This window comes from Dyadobacter sp. HNCC25DJ186 (assembly GCF_056895235.1).
The window spans coordinates 250,080-266,738 of the sequence record NZ_JBXHAS010000007.1; the positions used below are offsets into that span (position 1 = coordinate 250,080).

The 16,659-nt window shown below is 40.3% G+C and carries 19 protein-coding genes; 8 read left to right on the forward strand and 11 right to left on the reverse strand.

Annotated features, from left to right (window positions below):
* Window positions 1–66: 66 nt before the first annotated feature.
* The 6 genes from AC1XUO_RS20935 to rpmG form a co-directional block, all read right to left on the reverse strand.
* The gene (locus AC1XUO_RS20935; RefSeq protein ID WP_483331725.1) at window positions 67–543 is read right to left on the reverse strand and encodes a DUF4293 domain-containing protein; all 477 of its coding nucleotides are present in this window, start codon (window positions 541–543) and stop codon (window positions 67–69) included.
* A gap of 84 nt (window positions 544–627) precedes the next feature.
* Complete coding sequence (gene rimO, locus AC1XUO_RS20940; RefSeq protein ID WP_483331726.1) at window positions 628–1,938, reverse strand: 30S ribosomal protein S12 methylthiotransferase RimO; 1,311 nt, start codon at window positions 1,936–1,938, stop codon at window positions 628–630.
* A 152-nt stretch (window positions 1,939–2,090) separates the two neighbouring features.
* Complete coding sequence (locus AC1XUO_RS20945; protein ID WP_483331727.1) at window positions 2,091–2,714, reverse strand: PH domain-containing protein; 624 nt, start codon at window positions 2,712–2,714, stop codon at window positions 2,091–2,093.
* Window positions 2,715–2,819: 105 nt separating this feature from the next.
* Window positions 2,820–3,779, reverse strand: a complete 960-nt coding sequence (gene ftsY, locus AC1XUO_RS20950) for a signal recognition particle-docking protein FtsY (protein ID WP_234648277.1) — start codon at window positions 3,777–3,779, stop codon at window positions 2,820–2,822.
* Window positions 3,780–3,941: 162 nt separating this feature from the next.
* Window positions 3,942–4,094 carry a DUF4295 domain-containing protein gene (locus AC1XUO_RS20955; protein ID WP_090340287.1) on the reverse strand — a complete coding sequence of 51 codons (153 nt, stop codon included), beginning with the start codon at window positions 4,092–4,094 and terminating at the stop codon, window positions 3,942–3,944.
* Window positions 4,095–4,187: 93 nt separating this feature from the next.
* Window positions 4,188–4,370, reverse strand: a complete 183-nt coding sequence (gene rpmG / locus AC1XUO_RS20960; RefSeq protein WP_090340284.1) for a 50S ribosomal protein L33 — start codon at window positions 4,368–4,370, stop codon at window positions 4,188–4,190.
* A 289-nt stretch (window positions 4,371–4,659) separates the two neighbouring features.
* Between rpmG and AC1XUO_RS20965 the strand changes: the two genes are divergently transcribed.
* From AC1XUO_RS20965 to AC1XUO_RS20975, 3 genes are all read left to right on the forward strand, one after another.
* Window positions 4,660–5,199: a c-type cytochrome gene (locus AC1XUO_RS20965; protein ID WP_483331728.1), complete on the forward strand. Its 540-nt coding sequence runs from the start codon at window positions 4,660–4,662 to the stop codon at window positions 5,197–5,199.
* Window positions 5,200–5,292: 93 nt separating this feature from the next.
* A complete protein-coding gene (gatB, locus tag AC1XUO_RS20970; protein WP_483331729.1) occupies window positions 5,293–6,786 on the forward strand; it encodes an Asp-tRNA(Asn)/Glu-tRNA(Gln) amidotransferase subunit GatB in 1,494 nt (497 codons plus the stop codon).
* Between the two features lie 37 nt (window positions 6,787–6,823).
* On the forward strand, window positions 6,824–7,975 hold the full coding sequence (locus tag AC1XUO_RS20975; protein WP_483331730.1) for a redoxin domain-containing protein: 1,152 nt from the start codon (window positions 6,824–6,826) through the stop codon (window positions 7,973–7,975).
* A 63-nt stretch (window positions 7,976–8,038) separates the two neighbouring features.
* Here AC1XUO_RS20975 and AC1XUO_RS20980 read toward each other — a convergent pair whose 3' ends face one another.
* On the reverse strand, window positions 8,039–8,905 hold the full coding sequence (locus AC1XUO_RS20980; RefSeq protein ID WP_483331731.1) for a Rossmann-fold NAD(P)-binding domain-containing protein: 867 nt from the start codon (window positions 8,903–8,905) through the stop codon (window positions 8,039–8,041).
* Between the two features lie 19 nt (window positions 8,906–8,924).
* On the opposite strand from AC1XUO_RS20980, the gene AC1XUO_RS20985 reads away from it, so the two are divergent.
* Together AC1XUO_RS20985 and AC1XUO_RS20990 are read left to right on the forward strand one after the other, a co-directional pair.
* Window positions 8,925–9,941, forward strand: coding sequence for a gliding motility protein GldB-related protein (locus AC1XUO_RS20985; protein WP_483331732.1), 1,017 nt, complete (start codon window positions 8,925–8,927; stop codon window positions 9,939–9,941).
* 109 nt (window positions 9,942–10,050) lie between these two features.
* Window positions 10,051–11,136: a complex I subunit 1/NuoH family protein gene (locus AC1XUO_RS20990; protein ID WP_483331733.1), complete on the forward strand. Its 1,086-nt coding sequence runs from the start codon at window positions 10,051–10,053 to the stop codon at window positions 11,134–11,136.
* A 2-nt stretch (window positions 11,137–11,138) separates the two neighbouring features.
* Here the strand turns inward: AC1XUO_RS20990 and AC1XUO_RS20995 are convergent, their stop codons facing one another.
* The 4 genes from AC1XUO_RS20995 to AC1XUO_RS21010 all read right to left on the reverse strand — a co-directional run bounded on the left by AC1XUO_RS20995 (window position 11,139) and on the right by AC1XUO_RS21010 (window position 14,145).
* Window positions 11,139–11,681, reverse strand: coding sequence for a Uma2 family endonuclease (locus AC1XUO_RS20995; RefSeq protein WP_483331734.1), 543 nt, complete (start codon window positions 11,679–11,681; stop codon window positions 11,139–11,141).
* An 11-nt stretch (window positions 11,682–11,692) separates the two neighbouring features.
* Complete coding sequence (locus AC1XUO_RS21000) at window positions 11,693–12,142, reverse strand: YEATS domain-containing protein (RefSeq protein WP_483331735.1); 450 nt, start codon at window positions 12,140–12,142, stop codon at window positions 11,693–11,695.
* A 58-nt stretch (window positions 12,143–12,200) separates the two neighbouring features.
* The gene (locus AC1XUO_RS21005; RefSeq protein WP_483331736.1) at window positions 12,201–13,454 is read right to left on the reverse strand and encodes an ABC transporter permease; all 1,254 of its coding nucleotides are present in this window, start codon (window positions 13,452–13,454) and stop codon (window positions 12,201–12,203) included.
* A 64-nt stretch (window positions 13,455–13,518) separates the two neighbouring features.
* Window positions 13,519–14,145 (reverse strand): ABC transporter ATP-binding protein, encoded by a 627-nt coding sequence (locus tag AC1XUO_RS21010; RefSeq protein ID WP_483331737.1) that lies wholly within the window; start codon window positions 14,143–14,145, stop codon window positions 13,519–13,521.
* A gap of 250 nt (window positions 14,146–14,395) precedes the next feature.
* Here AC1XUO_RS21010 and AC1XUO_RS21015 point away from each other — a divergent pair, with 250 nt between their 5' ends.
* The 3 genes from AC1XUO_RS21015 to AC1XUO_RS21025 are packed head-to-tail and all read left to right on the forward strand — an operon-like array spanning window position 14,396 to window position 16,656.
* Entirely contained in the window at window positions 14,396–15,403 is a 1,008-nt protein-coding gene (locus AC1XUO_RS21015; protein WP_483331738.1) for a DUF6089 family protein, read from the forward strand.
* A 20-nt stretch (window positions 15,404–15,423) separates the two neighbouring features.
* Entirely contained in the window at window positions 15,424–16,107 is a 684-nt protein-coding gene (porG, locus tag AC1XUO_RS21020; RefSeq protein ID WP_483331739.1) for a type IX secretion system protein PorG, read from the forward strand.
* Window positions 16,108–16,113: 6 nt separating this feature from the next.
* Complete coding sequence (locus tag AC1XUO_RS21025; protein ID WP_483331740.1) at window positions 16,114–16,656, forward strand: DUF2911 domain-containing protein; 543 nt, start codon at window positions 16,114–16,116, stop codon at window positions 16,654–16,656.
* Window positions 16,657–16,659: the final 3 nt, after the last annotated feature.

A 16,659-nucleotide genomic window follows, 5' to 3' on the forward strand; every position in this document is an offset into this window, starting at 1 on the left:
AAGGGTTTGAAACTGAAAGATCAACTCTCGTTTTCAAACCCTTTTTATTTATCTCTAAATGAAGAATTATCTTAATCTGTTCGATTGCTGAACTGTCTTTTCGTCTTTACGGATATAACGGTTCGCCATTACGTTGGCCAGCATTGCTGCAACCAGTCCATAGAAGCCAATGGTATAGTCGCCCGGGATTTGCGGATCAAATAATTTCGCCGCTTTATAAAAAGTAAGATAAACAACTAAACCCAGCAAAGTGCTCATCAATATTGAATTAACAGCGCATAATGCTGATTGCAAAACGCGGTTGCGGAATTTTATAAGCGCGAAGGCTGCCACGCCCGCAATAACGATGGCAAGGATCAGTAAATAGAGCGCAGAGTCAACATTGGACTGAACCGGATTAAGCTGGTGGGTAAGTTTAAGTGCTGTAAGCGAAGCCTGTTGTTCCCCACCGACCGCTATTTTAGTCCAGACCGGAAATGATACAAAAATGCCCATTCCGATTATTGTAATGGCCAAAAAAATAGATTGAATACGTTGCAACATGATTTGAAATTATTATTGTTTTGCGGTTGTACTGTACAAAATTAGTAAAGCCGCAGCTATTGAAAAATTTTGAAAAAAGAATAATTAAACAACCACATCTCCATACAAATCGAATTCTTCCGCAGCATTGATCTTTACATGCGCAAAATCACCCAAACGAACATACTGACTTGCAGAAACCAGTACTTCATTGTCAACTTCCGGAGAGTCAAATTCTGTCCGCCCAATGAAATGTCCACCTTCTTTGCGGTCAAAAAGAACTTTGTAGGTATTTCCAATCTTCTGCTGGTTCAATTCCTGAGAAATTCCCTGTTGGAGCTCCATGATTGTGTCCGCACGTTCCTGTTTGATTTCTGCCGGTATATCATCAGGCATTGTGTAAGAATGCGTATTGTCTTCGTGAGAATATTGGAACGCACCCAGGCGGTCGAAACGCATTTTTTCAACAAACTCGTAAGTTTCGTCAAAATGGGCTTCTGTTTCTCCGGGATGGCCTACAATTAAAGTTGTACGTAAAGCAATTCCAGGAACCTTGTCGCGGATGATATTGATCAGATCTTCCGTTTTTTCACGCGTGATACCTCTGCGCATGGATTTCAAAATCTCCGAAGATCCTGCCTGCAAAGGCATATCCAGATATTTGCAAATGTTGCTGCGTTCGTTCATGACGTCAAGAACGTCCATCGGGAAACCGGCAGGATAGGCATATTGCAACCTGATCCACTCAATACCTTCCACATCAGAAAGCTGAGCCATCAAGTCAGATAAATTTCTCTTTCTATAAATATCCAGACCATAGTACGTAAGATCCTGAGCGATCAGAATTAATTCTTTCGTACCACGTTTGGCCAGTGATTTTGCTTCTTTTACCAATTCCTCAATGGGACGGGAAACGTGGCCGCCGCGCATAATTGGAATAGCACAAAAACTGCACGGTCGATCACAGCCTTCTGCAATTTTCATGTAAGCATAATGTGTAGGCGTTGTAAGCAAACGCTCGCCAACGAGCTCATGTTTGTAATCAGCCTTTAAGGTTTTAAGCAGGCGAGGAAGTTCATTTGTTCCAAACCAGGCGTCAACAGTAGGAATTTCTACCGAAAGTTCATCTTTATAACGGTGAGATAAACAACCTGTAACATATACTTTATCTACAATTCCAGCTGCTTTTGCGTCTGCGTAACGAAGGATTGTATTAATGGATTCTTCCTTGGCATTGTCAATAAAACCGCAGGTGTTGATAACTACAATCTGGGAATTATCCTTTTTCGATTCGTGTGTTACATCAAATCCGTTTCCCTTTAGCTGAGTATATAAAACTTCCGAATCAACCAGGTTTTTTGAGCAGCCCAGCGTGACGATATTTACTTTATTTGTACGTATTCCTTTGGTTTTCATAGGATGTAGCTATCGGCAGTTAGCTTTTAGCTATTAATTTTTATTGAATAGATATTCATCAAACCACCGGAAGTTAAAAAAGTTTCCTGTGAAGTAGTTGATAATGAACGGTCAAACGGGGTGCAAAGTTCGTGAAAAATAAACTGATAATGCTATTTTATTAATGGAAATCGCTTTATCGTCATCTTAAAAGGAATTTTCTTGAAATATTCCTGAATTGCCCAGATTCCTGGTGTGCGATCGGTCAAAATAAAAGATTCTCCATTTTTAAGGGAATAAATGTAATGGCCAAATTGCATTTTAGCACCGTTGGTGATCATTTCTATATGCCGGATATCGCCTTCGCCAATGAAGTAAGTTTTCACAGGAAAGTCGATCTTGACAATTTTTTCCTCCGGGTGATAAGTGACTCTTATATTTTTGGTGTGATGCCAGTAATTTAAGTCCAGATAGAGATACGAGGCCGAGAAGGCAAGAAAGAGGATGGAGATAAAAATTATTGAAGCCGGATTTCGCCAGTCATATAAGTAAACAGATGGAGAAAATGTGCTCGGAACTTTACTAAATAGATATAGCCCTCCAAGACCAATATAATAGAAAAAGAGATTGTCAAACTTGGTAAAATACTGAAAAGCACTTATCTCATAAGACCGGGAAATTTTTAAGGGGGAGTATTTCCCAACAGTATTCTCGGAATATCTCAGCAGTCGCCAAATCGCCCAGCCAAATATTCCGAAAAAGATAGAGATAAGCAGCAATGAATCCGTCTTATTCATAACAAAAGCGTTATCTGATGAACGATCGTCCAAAATAACGTTTTAGATGTTACGAAAAAAGCTTCAAAGGAACGGAGCAGCTTTAAACGGTATGGGCGGTTAAAATCAGATTTTTTTGAAAAGAGAATCTACAAATTCGCTCCGGTCAAAAACCTGCAAATCTTCCATTTTTTCGCCAACTCCGATATATTTGATAGGGATCTTAAATTCGTCAGAAATTCCTATAACTACACCACCTTTTGCAGTTCCGTCAAGTTTGGTAATGGCTAAGGCAGAGATCTCAGCAACTTTTGTAAACTCACGAGCCTGAATTACAGCATTTTGTCCTGTACTTCCGTCGAGTACAAGAAGAACTTCGTGCGGAGCATCCGGGATAATTTTTTGCATTACCCGTTTGATCTTTGAAAGCTCGTTCATCAGATTAACTTTGGTATGCAATCTTCCGGCTGTATCAATAATAATCACGTCGGCTTTAATTTCCATACCGCGTTTCAGCGCGTCGTAGGCAACTGCCGAAGGATCTGTGTTCATTCCATGATCGATCACAGGAACGTCCACCCGTTTTCCCCAAAGTTTTAATTGTTCGACAGCCGCAGCACGAAAAGTATCCGCAGCGCCCAAAACAACTTTGTGGCCTCGGGAGTGAAACTGATGCGCCAGCTTTCCGATCGTAGTTGTTTTTCCAACACCATTAACACCGACCACCATAATAACATAAGGCTTCGGCAAATGTTCTGTTTCAAAACTATCTGTTACGTCAACCGATTTATTTTCTGTCAGAAGTGACGCGATTTCCTCACGTAAGATAATATCAAGCTCAGCGGTTGTGGCATACTTATCTCTGGCAACGCGCTCCTCGATACGTTTGATAATTTTTACTGTTGTTTCAACACCAACATCAGAACTTACAAGAATATCCTCCAGTTCGTCAAGTACATCTTCATCAATCGTTGTTTTTCCAACGATTGCACGTGAAAGTTTGCCGAAGAAACTGTCTTTGGTTTTTTCAAGACCCTTATCAAGTGTCTCCTTTTTTTCTTTTGAAAAAAACCCAAATAAACTCATAATCAGATGTATCGGTTAAAATCTTATGTTGTTAGTATGCCAAAAGTATTCTATTACTCCCGCATGAATGTTTTTACAACCCAAAAATAAAACAAAAAAGTCCCTCGTGGGACTTTTCGGGCAATCTATATTAAAACCTTTGCAAACATAAGGGTCGAAACCTTAGTTTTTAAGGGCACCTTGTACACCTTCTACGGGTACCATTTCTTCTTTGAAGGTCCAAGCTCCTGTTTTTGGAGACTTTACGGCTTTAATCACTTTGGCAAATGATTTACCGCCTTCTTTTTTCAGGGTAGCAACTACTTTCTTTGCCATGTCTGTATATAGTTAATATGTTAATGTATATATTAAATGCTATTGTAATTACGACATATTACCAACCTTTCAGTCAGCAAACACAGAAAGTAATTACTTAATCTCTTTGTGAAGAGTATAACGTCTTAGGAAAGAATTGAATTTTTTCAATTCCATACGACCTGGCGTATTTTTCCGATTTTTTGTCGTTACGTAACGTGACATTCCTGGTACACCTGTTGTTTTTTGTTCGGTGCATTCCAATATAACCTGTACTCTATTACCTTTCTTAGCCATTACTTTACATCGTTTTACAAATAGGACTGCAAAAGTAAGAAGATTTCATATTATTTAAAAAACTTATTTCAAATAAAATTTAGATAAATAATAAATTTAAAGAAATTCTATATCGCGAAAATTATTTAACTAGCTGATTTACAAAGTATTGAATTGTATATTAAATTTGTGTCATTTCACGAATTATAATATAAACTAGGAAAATCTGACGCAAACTTGCTTTCTTCGTGTAGAGATTAGACGCGAAAGTCGATAATCGGGCGGAATTACTTAAAATATGTTTAAAAAAATGGCACTTAAAAAATGTACTTCTCTGGCAGTTATTGCCATAGCTACATCAATTTGGATCGGCTGTTCTTCAAAGGAAGATAAGGCCCAGTATGATACATTTTATGGATCGGGAAGCAAAGCACGTGAGGAATCGGCTCTGACCGCTCTTCAGGCTGAGAGAAAAAATGCTCTTGAGAAGCCCGCGACGGCAGAAACGAAACCTGCTGCAAGTGGTGACTCTTTGAAAGCTGCTTCGGCCACGGATACTACTGCGGCTCCGGCTGTGGCTGCAAAACCTGCCGGCCGAAAAGCCGTTCCTGCGGAAGTTTCAGCTTTACTGAACAAACATGCCTGCCTGGCTTGTCATAATCCTTATGATAAGGTGATAGGGCCTGCTTATGCAGAGGTTGCAAAGAAGAATTATTCAGTGGACCAGATTGTAGAATTGGTTCATGCCCCAAAACCTGAGCATTGGCCTGGTTACCCGCCTATGGCACCGATGTCGCATGTTCCGAAAGCTGATATCGCAATCATCGCAACGTGGATCAATACGCTGTAAGTTTGAGATTAAGGAGTTTCTAATAGAAAAAACGGGTCGTTCATATGCTGGACGACCCGTTTTTGTATCTTTGCTGAAGAATTTGTAACCAATATGACTGAAAGCATAATCAATCCCTCGGAAGTGACAGAAGAACTTCTTGCCTCTTACGAAACTGTAATTGGCCTCGAAGTACACTGCCAATTATTAACGGAGTCTAAATTATTTGCCCAGGATCTGAACCGTTTCGGCGCAGAACCCAATACAAATATAGGTCCGCTGACACTTGCGCTGCCCGGAACTTTACCGAAATTAAATAAAAAAGCTGTTGAATACGCAGTCCGGATGGGATTAGCCCTCGGTTGTTCAATAAGCAGACGCACAATTTTTGACAGGAAAAATTATTTTTATCCGGATCTTCCAAAAGGTTATCAGATTTCGCAGGACAAAAAACCGATCTGTGAAAACGGTGGTTTAACGATCTCTGTCAAAGGAAGCGACGGAAAATTGTATGAGAAGTTTATTCGTTTTCATCATATCCATTTGGAAGAAGATGCAGGAAAATCGGTTCACGATGGTAGCGATACTGACACGTTGCTGGACTACAACCGTGCCGGAACGCCTTTAGTGGAAATGGTGTCGGAGCCTGATTTAAGATCGGCAGAGGAAACAGGTGCTTTCGTGACTGAAATTCGTCGCTTGGTTCGATACCTCGATATCAGTGATGGAAATATGGAAGAAGGATCGTTGCGTTGTGATGTGAATGTTTCGCTTCGGAAAAAGGGTGATACCAAACTGGGCACGAAGGTCGAAGTGAAAAACATGAACTCTATCCGTAACATGATGCGGGCGATTACGTTTGAAACGCGTCGGCAAATTGCAATGCTGGAATCGGGTGAAACAATTCAGCAGGAAACCAGAATGTTTGACGTAGAAAGCGGACAAACTTACGGCATGCGTGTGAAGGAAACCATGAATGATTATCGTTATTTTCCTGATCCTGATTTAAGTCCGGTCGTAATTTCCGAAGAATGGCTTGGAGAAATTACTGCGGCAATGCCAGCCTTACCCCAGGCATTGCGGGAGAAATTCACAAAACAGTATGGAATTCCTGTTTATGACGCGCTGGTTTTGACTGACACGAAAGAAATGGCACAATATTTCGAGGATGTCTGTGCTAAAACTTCGGCTTATAAATCTGCCTCTAACTGGCTGATGGGATCAGTAAAATCCTACGTGAATGAGCACGATGGGAATATAGAAGCTTTCCCGATTTCGGCGCAGACACTTGCTGAACTGATTGAGTTAACGGAAACAAATGTGATCAGTAATTCGGTTGCTACGCAAAAAATATTTCCGATTTTGCTCGCTGAGCCAGGCCGTTCTCCAAAAGAGATTGCTGCGACAAATAACTGGATTCAGAATAGCAATACAAATGAGTTGGAAACGTTGGTAGATGAGGTTATTGCATCAATGCCTGATAAAGTGGCTGCTTACCGAAAAGGGAAAAAAGGTTTGCTGGGATTATTCGTGGGTGAAATCATGAAAAAATCTAACGGTGCCGCTGATCCAAAAATGGTGAACCAGCTTCTTGCTGAAAAATTGTGAGGAAAAATATTCAAATAAGATATTGCGAAGGTTAATTATGAAAAAATACATTAAAACTGGCTTTTTGAGTATTGGATTAGCCTTGTCAGGAATTTCTGTAATGGCTCAGGGAGAAATTTCTCCCAAACCATTCACCATTAATGGTAAAGTTAAAAACGGTTCTGCGGGAGAAAAAGTGATACTATCGCAATCGCTGATGACTGGAAATGCTTTGAAACTGGACTCAGCGAAACTGGCGGCCGATGGTACTTTTACGATCAAGGCAACAGAAAATGACGGTGGTAGTTTTTATATGCTGAACCTGGCTGACAGGCAGAAACTTGTTCTACTTTCGGAAGGTGGTGAGACATTTAATATTGTTGCCGATGGATTTGATAAAGATAGCAAGGGAAACGCTGGTAAAGCCGAAATTACGGGCTCCAAAAACATGGAGTATTATGCTAAACTTCTTGAATTGAATCAGAATATGGCGTCAAAAGTCGCTGTTTGGAATGAAGCGTATGCAGCAGCTGAGGCAAAGAAGGATTCTAAAAAAATTGGAGAAATTCAAGTCGCGTACAAAAAGGCAGAACAGGAACATCTTGACAAAATAAAAGCACTGATCCCTGAAATGGGAACGTCGCTGGTTGCGATTTTTACAGCCAATAACTTTTTAAATCCTGACACTGACCTTGCGCTTTTGCAGGATGTAGCACAGAGATTTGAAAATGTAAAACCAACACCCAAACTTGCAGAAGCATTTGTTGGTCAGGTGAACCGTATCAAAGGAATTTCAATCGGCGATGTTGCGCCGGATTTTACTTTGAACGATCCTGATGGGAAGCCGATAACGCTTTCTTCTTTGAGAGGAAAGTTTGTTCTGATCGATTTCTGGGCTTCGTGGTGTGGCCCTTGTCGTCAGGAGAACCCGAATGTGGTTCGTATGTACGACAAGTTTAAAAGTAAAGGTTTTGATATTTATGGCGTGTCTCTGGATAAAGAGGCCAATGCCTGGAAAGCTGCCATCAAAAAAGATAATCTGACCTGGCTTCACGGTTCAGATCTTAAATTCTGGAATTCTGTTGTAGCCCAAACTTATGGTGTAAGCGCAATTCCGCAGACTTATTTGCTGGATAAAGAAGGAAAAGTAATTGCTAAAAATCTTCGTGGGCCAGCTTTGGAAGCGAAATTGACAGAGCTTTTACCATAAAAAAATGGTTTTAGAACACGAAAGCCGCGGGATTAGTCTCGCGGCTTTTGTATTTTGAAACGCTCACGCTTCGTAATAGAACATTAGCGGATCCGGATATTTAAAGGTGTAAGGATAGAATTTTGTAAGTTTTTCAGTAGAAATTATTTTAAAATCCGGCTTGATTTCCGGTTCAGAAAATGTCGGTGCTTCCCAGCCAAATTGAGCGCAGGATTTTTCGTAAACTTCTCTGCGTGTCGGATGCAAAGGCGCGACGATATTAAACGTTTCGTTTAAAATTCCTTTTGTGATAATAGTTGAAATAATTCCTGCTGCATCGTCGCGGTGGATGTAATTAACCGGAATAGAAGCCGTAGTCATATCCTTTTGTCCACGTACATATTTTCCTGGTATACGGTTATAGCCAAGTAATCCGCCATGTCTGAGGATTGAAACCTTTCTGTCTCCACGCAGTGCCAGTAATAAATTTTCAGCTTCAACCAGCGCAGGAGACGGCGATTGCTCAGGGCTCGTTACGTCATTTTCTACCACAATTCTGTTCAAATCCGGATAAATGCTTGTTGAGCTGACATAAATAATTTCTGCAATTGGCGAGCGCTCAATTTGTTCAATAACTGACCTAATTTGTCTGGGATGAAAGTCTGCTTCGTTTTTCGACAGTTTGGGCGGGATAGCAATTATTAGGATATCTGCCTCGAAAAATGATTTGATCTGAGATTCTTCACCGTATAATTCAGGATCGAGATTAAACAAAAATGGCTCGATTCCGGCTTGTCTGAATTGCTCAATTTTATCCTTGGAAGTTGTGCTACCTTTGATAACGTATGAAATATCGTCCGCAAGCAAACGTTGAGCTAACGGAAAGCCAAGCCATCCACAGCCTAAAATGCTTATCCGTTTTTTTTCTATTTTTGTATTTTTATCAATCATGGTTACTCGTTTCTACCGAATGTTTTATATACGCACTTTTATTTTTGCCAGCTTTCTTGCTTTGGGATTTTCGTATTGTAAAACAGATTCCAAACAGGAAGCAGAGTCTGACACAGGATCAATCCAGGTAAATATTTCTGTTGAAGATCTAGACAAACAGCTTTTTACCTGCAAGTCTGTTGAGGAAGTACAAAGTTTTTTGGATAAACATTCCTACTTATCCCAATGGTATTTCACCGATACTCCTGTTGAAAAAAATCAGTTAGCTGCACATCTTTTCCAGATTTTACAAAATAAGGATTTTCAATCGTTTAAAACGCAGCTTGATTCGATCATCGGTGATAGAAATATTGCCATTATCAACCCTTTGAAACAATCTTTTCAACGCATTGCAAAAGTGTATCCGGAATTTCGGGCGCCGCAGGTTAAATTTATGGTGACGGGATTTACCGGAAATGATCTCTATATATCAGATACTTTGATCGTTATCGGCCTTGATTATTTTGGTGGACCTAAGGCAAAATACCGTCCTGATGTTTACGATTATCAGTTGCAACGATACCAAAAAGAATACATCGTTCCTTCGATCATTTTCTTTATGTCGAACAAATATAATCATGTCAACGCAACGGACCGGACACTACTGGCGGATATGATTGGTTATGGAAAAGGTTATGAATTTGTAAAACATGTTATGCCGAACACGCCGGACAGTCTTATTTTGGGCTATTCCGAAGAAAGTTTGCGAAGAACTTACAACAGCCAGGGCGATATCTGGGCATTTTTTGTGAGTAATAAACTGCTGTATGAAACGACGGATTTAAAGAAACAGAAATTTATTGGTGAACGTCCTTTTACGGTCGAGATTGGCAATGAAGTTCCTGGCGGAATCGGACGATGGCTGGGCTGGCGAATTGTCAGTAAGTACATGTCTGAAAATCAAAATGTGACTTTGCCCGAGTTGATGAAAAATGATAACGCCGGAAATATCTTGCAAGCTTCCGGTTACAAAGGTGAAAAGGATGATGAGGAGTAGATTTTTTGCTTACTTTTGTTCGTATTGATTAAAATTTAAGAATAATATATTACCTCTCACAAGAGTAATTGATCTTAACTATGCCCGGCGGCTGTTTTAAACCGAAATAATGCCTGTAACATTAATAATTTTCCTTCTTTTGGTACCTGGCTTCGTTGTGATCGGAGTATATCTTGAACGTAAAGTATCGGCTTTTATTCAGGATCGTCTGGGACCAATGGAAGTAGGGAAATGGGGTTTGTTACAATTATTTGCGGATTTACTGAAATTACTTCAGAAGGAAGATATTGTACCAAAAGCAGCCGACCGAAAACTTTTCCTGATTGCTCCGATTGTCATTTTTGCCTCTGTTTTTACTGGATTTGCAGTCGTTCCACTGGCTCCTGATCTTGGTGGTTCCGGTGCTGCAGTGGGAGTATTTTTTCTGATGACAATTGTGTCAGTTGACGTGATCGGCTTGTTAATGGCTGGTTGGGGATCGAATAATAAATTTGCGTTATATGGGGCCATGCGTGCCGTAGCACAGATTATTTCCTATGAAGTCCCACTCGGATTGTCCATTCTTTGTGTTGTAATGCTTTCTCAAACGCTTGATTTACAAGTGATCAGTTTTCAGCAAGGAATTTATTCCGGTGATACGGTTTACCTTTTTGGTATGAGACGGTTTGGAATTGATGTAACAGCAGTCGGTGGATTTCTTTCCTGGAATATCATTAGAAATCCATTCCTGATCATTGCTTACGTAGTATATTTTATCGCATCACTTGCTGAATGTAACCGCGCTCCTTTCGATTTACCTGAGGGCGAATCGGAATTGGTAGCTGGTTTCCATACAGAATATTCCGGTATGCGGTGGGCACTTTTTATGCTTTCAGAATATGGAATGATGCTGCTTGTGTCACTCCTGGGAGCCATTTTGTTTTTGGGCAGCTGGAATACGCCATTTCCAAACATCGGTCCGCTGCGCCTGGCTGACTGGACGAGCGGGGAACCTGGAACCTGGTTTGGTTACCTTTCTGGCACATTCTGGTTGATGGGCAAAGCAATGCTGGGCATTCTGATACAAATGTGGGCCCGTTGGACATTGCCCCGTCTGCGTGTGGATCAGCTAATGTATCTTGGCTGGAAAGTTTTGACTCCGGTCGGACTGGTTTTGTTTTTTGTATCCGGTGTCTGGAGACTGCTGGGGATCTGATTTTAGTCTAATAAATCAGATAAATTGATCGAAAAACCGTCTAAAATCATTGACTTTACTTCCCCGTCATGTTTTGCGTAAGCATATCTCAGGAACTCCATATCACGATTCTCCAGAACCTCGATTGATTTCTTTTTAGGATCAACCAGCCAAAACTCCCGAACCCCAAATATTTCATAAAAATATTTTTTTGTGTTAAGGTCATGGTATTTGTTCCCTGATAATATCTGTATTATCAAGTCCGGTGACTCAATAATTTTTGGATCTTTGGTAACAGCAAAGTTTGTGTTTGAAATGAAGAAAATGTCAGGTTGGTATACGTTTGTCTCATCGAGCTCGACGTCCAGAGGCGCGCACAAAACTTCTCCAAGATTATTTTGTTTCACAAAAGTGTGTAACGAAAAAAATAAATCACGCAGGATTCTCTGATGCTGATAAGTTGTGGAAGGCGACATAGACAAAGTTCCACTGATAAGTTCATAGTAAGGAGGACCGTCCGGTAATTTTTGCAGATCGGATGCCTTATAACGAGGATTGAGTATCAATGGCGTATTAACTAGTCAACTATTTCGGCACCATCCAGAATATAATTCATCTGATAAATATCGTCAGCATTTAACTTCAAAGTTCCCTGAAAAGTCAGCCTTTCGTCTGTTTTAAATTTACGTCCGTTTTTCTTGAAATTTAAAGTCATCACTGTTTCCGGTCCAGCTCCGCCGCAGAAGAAACATGCGCTGAACGGAAATGCTGATAACACATATAAATTGGCGTCCAGATCAACAGGAAGTATATATCCTGTAATTGTGACAGGCTGGTTTTTCAATTTCTGTATACTAGGTCCAAAAGTCGGATGCAGCATGTATATTGATTCTTCCGCATACCACTTCTTTTTAAAAGTAACATCACGCAAAGTTTCCCAGGTTAATTTGATAGGGGCTGAACTTGGCGTAAAGGAAAATAATGTCGTAAAAAGCAGCGCGATCGCTATGAAACGTATGGATTTCATGTTGTTTAATGTTTTATACTAAAAGGATTCAGCTAGTTAAACAAAAATACGACTAATATCATTCCTCTGCCAGTGTTCGCGAGATATTCAGTCTGTAAATGCCCAACGAAGGCAATGCAGCTGCCAGCAAACCGAGAAACAAAGCTCCGATCAATAGATAAATTTCTTCCGGTAACAAGCTAAATTCGCGGATTGAATAGTGATAATCCTGCTCTGCAGCGCGGCTGAATAGAAATAATCCAAAGCGGCTCAGTAACACGCCCGAGAGATATCCGGTAACTGCTAAAGTTAAACCTTCAAGCAGAAGCATCAGAAATAATTTCGTTCTGGTCGCACCCATAGAGAGCATCAGTGCCATTTCGTACTTCCGTTCTTTAAGTGAATTATAAAGGGAGATAAAAACGCTTACGCCTGCTATAACAATAATGACAAGCGCCAAAGCGCGCAGCGTATCAATTCCGACACCTAGAAGTGAAAATAATCGATTAATTTCTATACTCGGCAATGCTGCCTGCATAGAAGTATTTTGATTAATCTGCCGGGGAATGGTGATTAATCCCATCGGATTTCTGAACTGAATTAAAGCGCTCGTTACTTGTTTTTCCTCGTTATGATGCTGTTCGCCCATGTCGTCTTCATGTGCAGGATCGTTTTCTTTAACATTGTCGGCTGGTGCAGCAGTTTCTTTTTCTTCCGCATGTTCATGAATTTCCCAGACACTTTCAAGATTTGTCAACACGAGCTGGTCTACAACGGAACCTGTTGGTTCAAACATTCCTACAACTTTGTATTTTTTATCATGATGTGCTTCTCCGTCCGAATCAAGGCCGTGTGAACTGGCAAAAGTATCACCTATTTTCAGTCCCGAGTTTCTGGCTACTTTGCTCCCGAGCGTCACATCCATTGGTTGACTGAATAATGCGCCCTGAGCTATTTTGGCCTGAAAATGCTCCACATATTTCGGCGTTGTGCCTACGATCCTGAAACCATGATAATTGTCACCCATGGAAAGCGGGATAACGGTTTTAACGAACGGATTTCGTTTTAACGAATTTACTTCCGAAAGCGGAACATTTCCAGTGGGTGCGTCGATCTGATAAATACTGGAAAGGATAAGCTGTAGCGGACTTCCCTTTGCTCCCACAACCATATCAATGCCTCTAATATTCCGACGAAAGTGTTCGTCTAGCTGTTTATTTAAAAGCAGTAACAAAGAGATCATTCCGATACCAAGCGTCAGCAGCATCGCGCTGAGAAAGCTGTTTAACTTTTTCTCTTTAAGGTTTGCTAAGCTGATTTTGAGAAGATTCATTAGAATTTAAAGTATGGGTTAGGACTTTCCTCGTAGAAATAATTTAGCCGGGAAAAACACGATATTACAAAAAGACCTGATTCGGAAATTCATCTTTTAAGCGCTGGTCGTGCGTGACAACCACCAGGCTGGCACCAATCGAAAATGCCTGATTTTTTAAAAGTTCAATAACTTTTTGGCAGTTGCTGTCATCAAGACTCGAAGTTGGCTCATCAGCCAGGATCACGTTTGGATTATTCATTAGTGCTCTGGCTATACTCACACGCTGCTGCTCTCCCTGACTTAACTGTGTGGTCTTTTTATGTAAGTGATCAGCAAAACCCAATTGCTCAGCCAGAAAGATCGCCTTTTCTTTGTTTTGTTTGTCGCCGGATAAATAGTTTGATAGTAAAATGTTATCCAAAACAGACAACGCCCCTACAAAGTGTGCGCGTTGGTAAATAATCCCCAGGCTTTTTGCCCGGATATCGGTGCGTTCAGATGATGATAAACCTGATAATTCTTTACTGTCGATATGAATATTTCCAGAATCAGGTTTCAGCAATAAGGCTAGTAAATGAAGGAATGTGGTCTTGCCCCGGCCAGATTGCCCAAGAATTAAAAGCGCTTCTTTATCTGCACAATTTATTTCAGGAAAAGTAAACTGCTTCTGCGGAGAATATGAAAATTGAAGGTTTTTCGTAGTAATCATTATGCCGGGATCTGATTTTCTATTATACAATAATACTAAATTTTGCGTGCTAAAAAGGATTGTAGATATTATTTAAGGTTTCTACAAGTTACTTTTTACAGCACTTCCAGTATTATTATAACCTGACAAGAAATATGATGATTTAAATTATTAGCCGGCACAAATAAATTAATAAGAAATACGTTGAAAAGGAGATATATCCTGAAGAAAACCAGCAACTATTCTATTTTTGCAAAAAAATTGATCCAAAATGATTAAAGATTTTCAAATAAGGCCGATAAGCAAAAAGCTTGTATTTTTTTTAATACTGGGATTATCGGTAATAAATTACGAAACCAAAGCGCAGGTTAGACGTGGTACGTTTATTCCTTATTCTTCCGCCGGATTCGGGATCGGGACTTCAAGTTATTATGGTGACATGGCATCATATACAACTCCTTTGCGGTCAACTTTCGGTATGATGCGGTGGAGTGTGACTGGTAATTACACCAGACATTTTACGCCAAGACTGGCGGCAAGAGCTTCTTTTACCTATGCGAGGATTGTTGGGGATGATTATGAGATGAATAAAAAAGATCCAACCAATCTTCGGTTTCCAAGAAATTTGAGTTTTAGAAATGATCTCAAAGAGTTTGCTGTTGTCGGGATTTATAAGTTAACACCTGATGGCAGGAGTTATGACCGTCGTCCGCAATTTGGCGTATATTTGTTTGGAGGGATTGCTGCGGTTGCACATAATCCAAAAGCATTGGATACACCGGACGGTAACTGGGTGAAGCTTCAATCGTTAGGTACTGAGGGTCAGGGGCGGCCTGGTTATGCGAAGCCTTATTCACTTATCCAATTTGCCATCCCTGTTGGAATTGGTGTCAGATATAAAATAAATGATAGGTTTGACATCGGGGCTGAATTGGGTTTTAGAAAGACATTTACTGATTATCTGGATGATGCGGCGGGAAATTATGCCGATCCTACGCTCTTTGCTGATAATCCATTAGCTTTACAAATGGCTAACCGGTCAGGTGAAGTATTAACAGCTCGTAAAGGTCGAGATAGAACAGCCGGGTTAACTAATTATACGCAGGCTGTTTATAATTCTGGAGACGCAGACCCTTTTCAGGTTTTAATAGATAATGGCTATGGCGCTGCAAATACAGCAAGAGGAAGTAGCCCAAGTTTAAAAGATAATTATCTGATAGGAACAATTCATGTCAATTATGTGCTACCAACTCAGATTAAGTGCCCTCCGTTGAAGTAAACATATCAAACTTAGATATATTGAAACAGTTGCATGTGAAATTTTTGTTAAAACTTTTCGTATTGACCATTTCGGTTTTTGGGGTTCTTGAAACTAATGCTCAAAAAATAGAGGTTGGTGCAGGTTTGGGCGTTTTTAATTACAAGGGTGATATTTCTCCTTCATTTAAACTCCGGTTCTTCAAGCCTGGTGGTAGCTTGTTTTTCAGATACAATCCAAATCAGGCACTTTCTCTTCGCGCAGAAGTTGCTGCAGGTTTGATTGGTGCCGAGGATAGATATAGCAAAGACCCCGTTCAGATACAGCGGGACTTATCTTTTCGTACAAGAATCACAGAAGCAAGTGCTGTCGCAGAATATAACTTTCTTGACTATCAGGAAAAAAGATTTGCCGTAAACTGGACCCCGTATGTTTTTGGAGGTTTAGGTCTTTCGAGTTTTAAGCCTGACGTAGTGACCGATAATTATAAAACAACCAGCCTTGTGATTCCTTATGGTGTCGGGATAAAATACCAGATCAAAAGACCCTGGAATATTGGCCTGGAATATGGAACGCGTAAAACATTCAGCGATTATTATGACAATTTAGGGGGAAACCCGATAACCACTATTCCGACTGATCAGGGCGATCCTTCCAGAAAGGATACTTATTACTATATTCGCTTATCGATAAGTTACACATTTTACAGAATCGTTTGCCCTTAAACTCCTATGAAAAAAACTCTCCTGATCATTTTTTTAGTTATCATAGCCGGTCTGGCAGGTTTTTTTATCCTCAGAAAATATACCAAAACATTTAGCCCAGCCTCAGTTTCTGCGTATCATCAAAATGGTATTGATGTCGAAGTAAATTACAGTCAGCCTGCAAAAAAAGGCAGATATATTTTTGGCAGAGAAGAAGATAAGGCATTGGTACCTTATGGAAAAGTCTGGCGTACAGGTGCGAATGAGGCTACAACCATCAAATTCGATCAGGATGTTAAATTTGCAGGACAAGTCGTAAAAGCCGGAACATATTCTTTGTGGACAATCCCTGGGCAATCGGGATGGAAAGTTATTCTGAATAGCGAGACTGGGCAATGGGGAACAGAGTATCACGATGGTCGGGATTTGCTTAAAGCCGAAGTTAAAATTCGTGTCAGCCGGAAGGTTGAAGAACTTTTTAAAATATACTTTCAGGAACAACCGGATGGCGTAAATATGATTCTAAGCTGGGACCAGACCGAAGCGATTATTCCAATCCAACTTCAATAATCT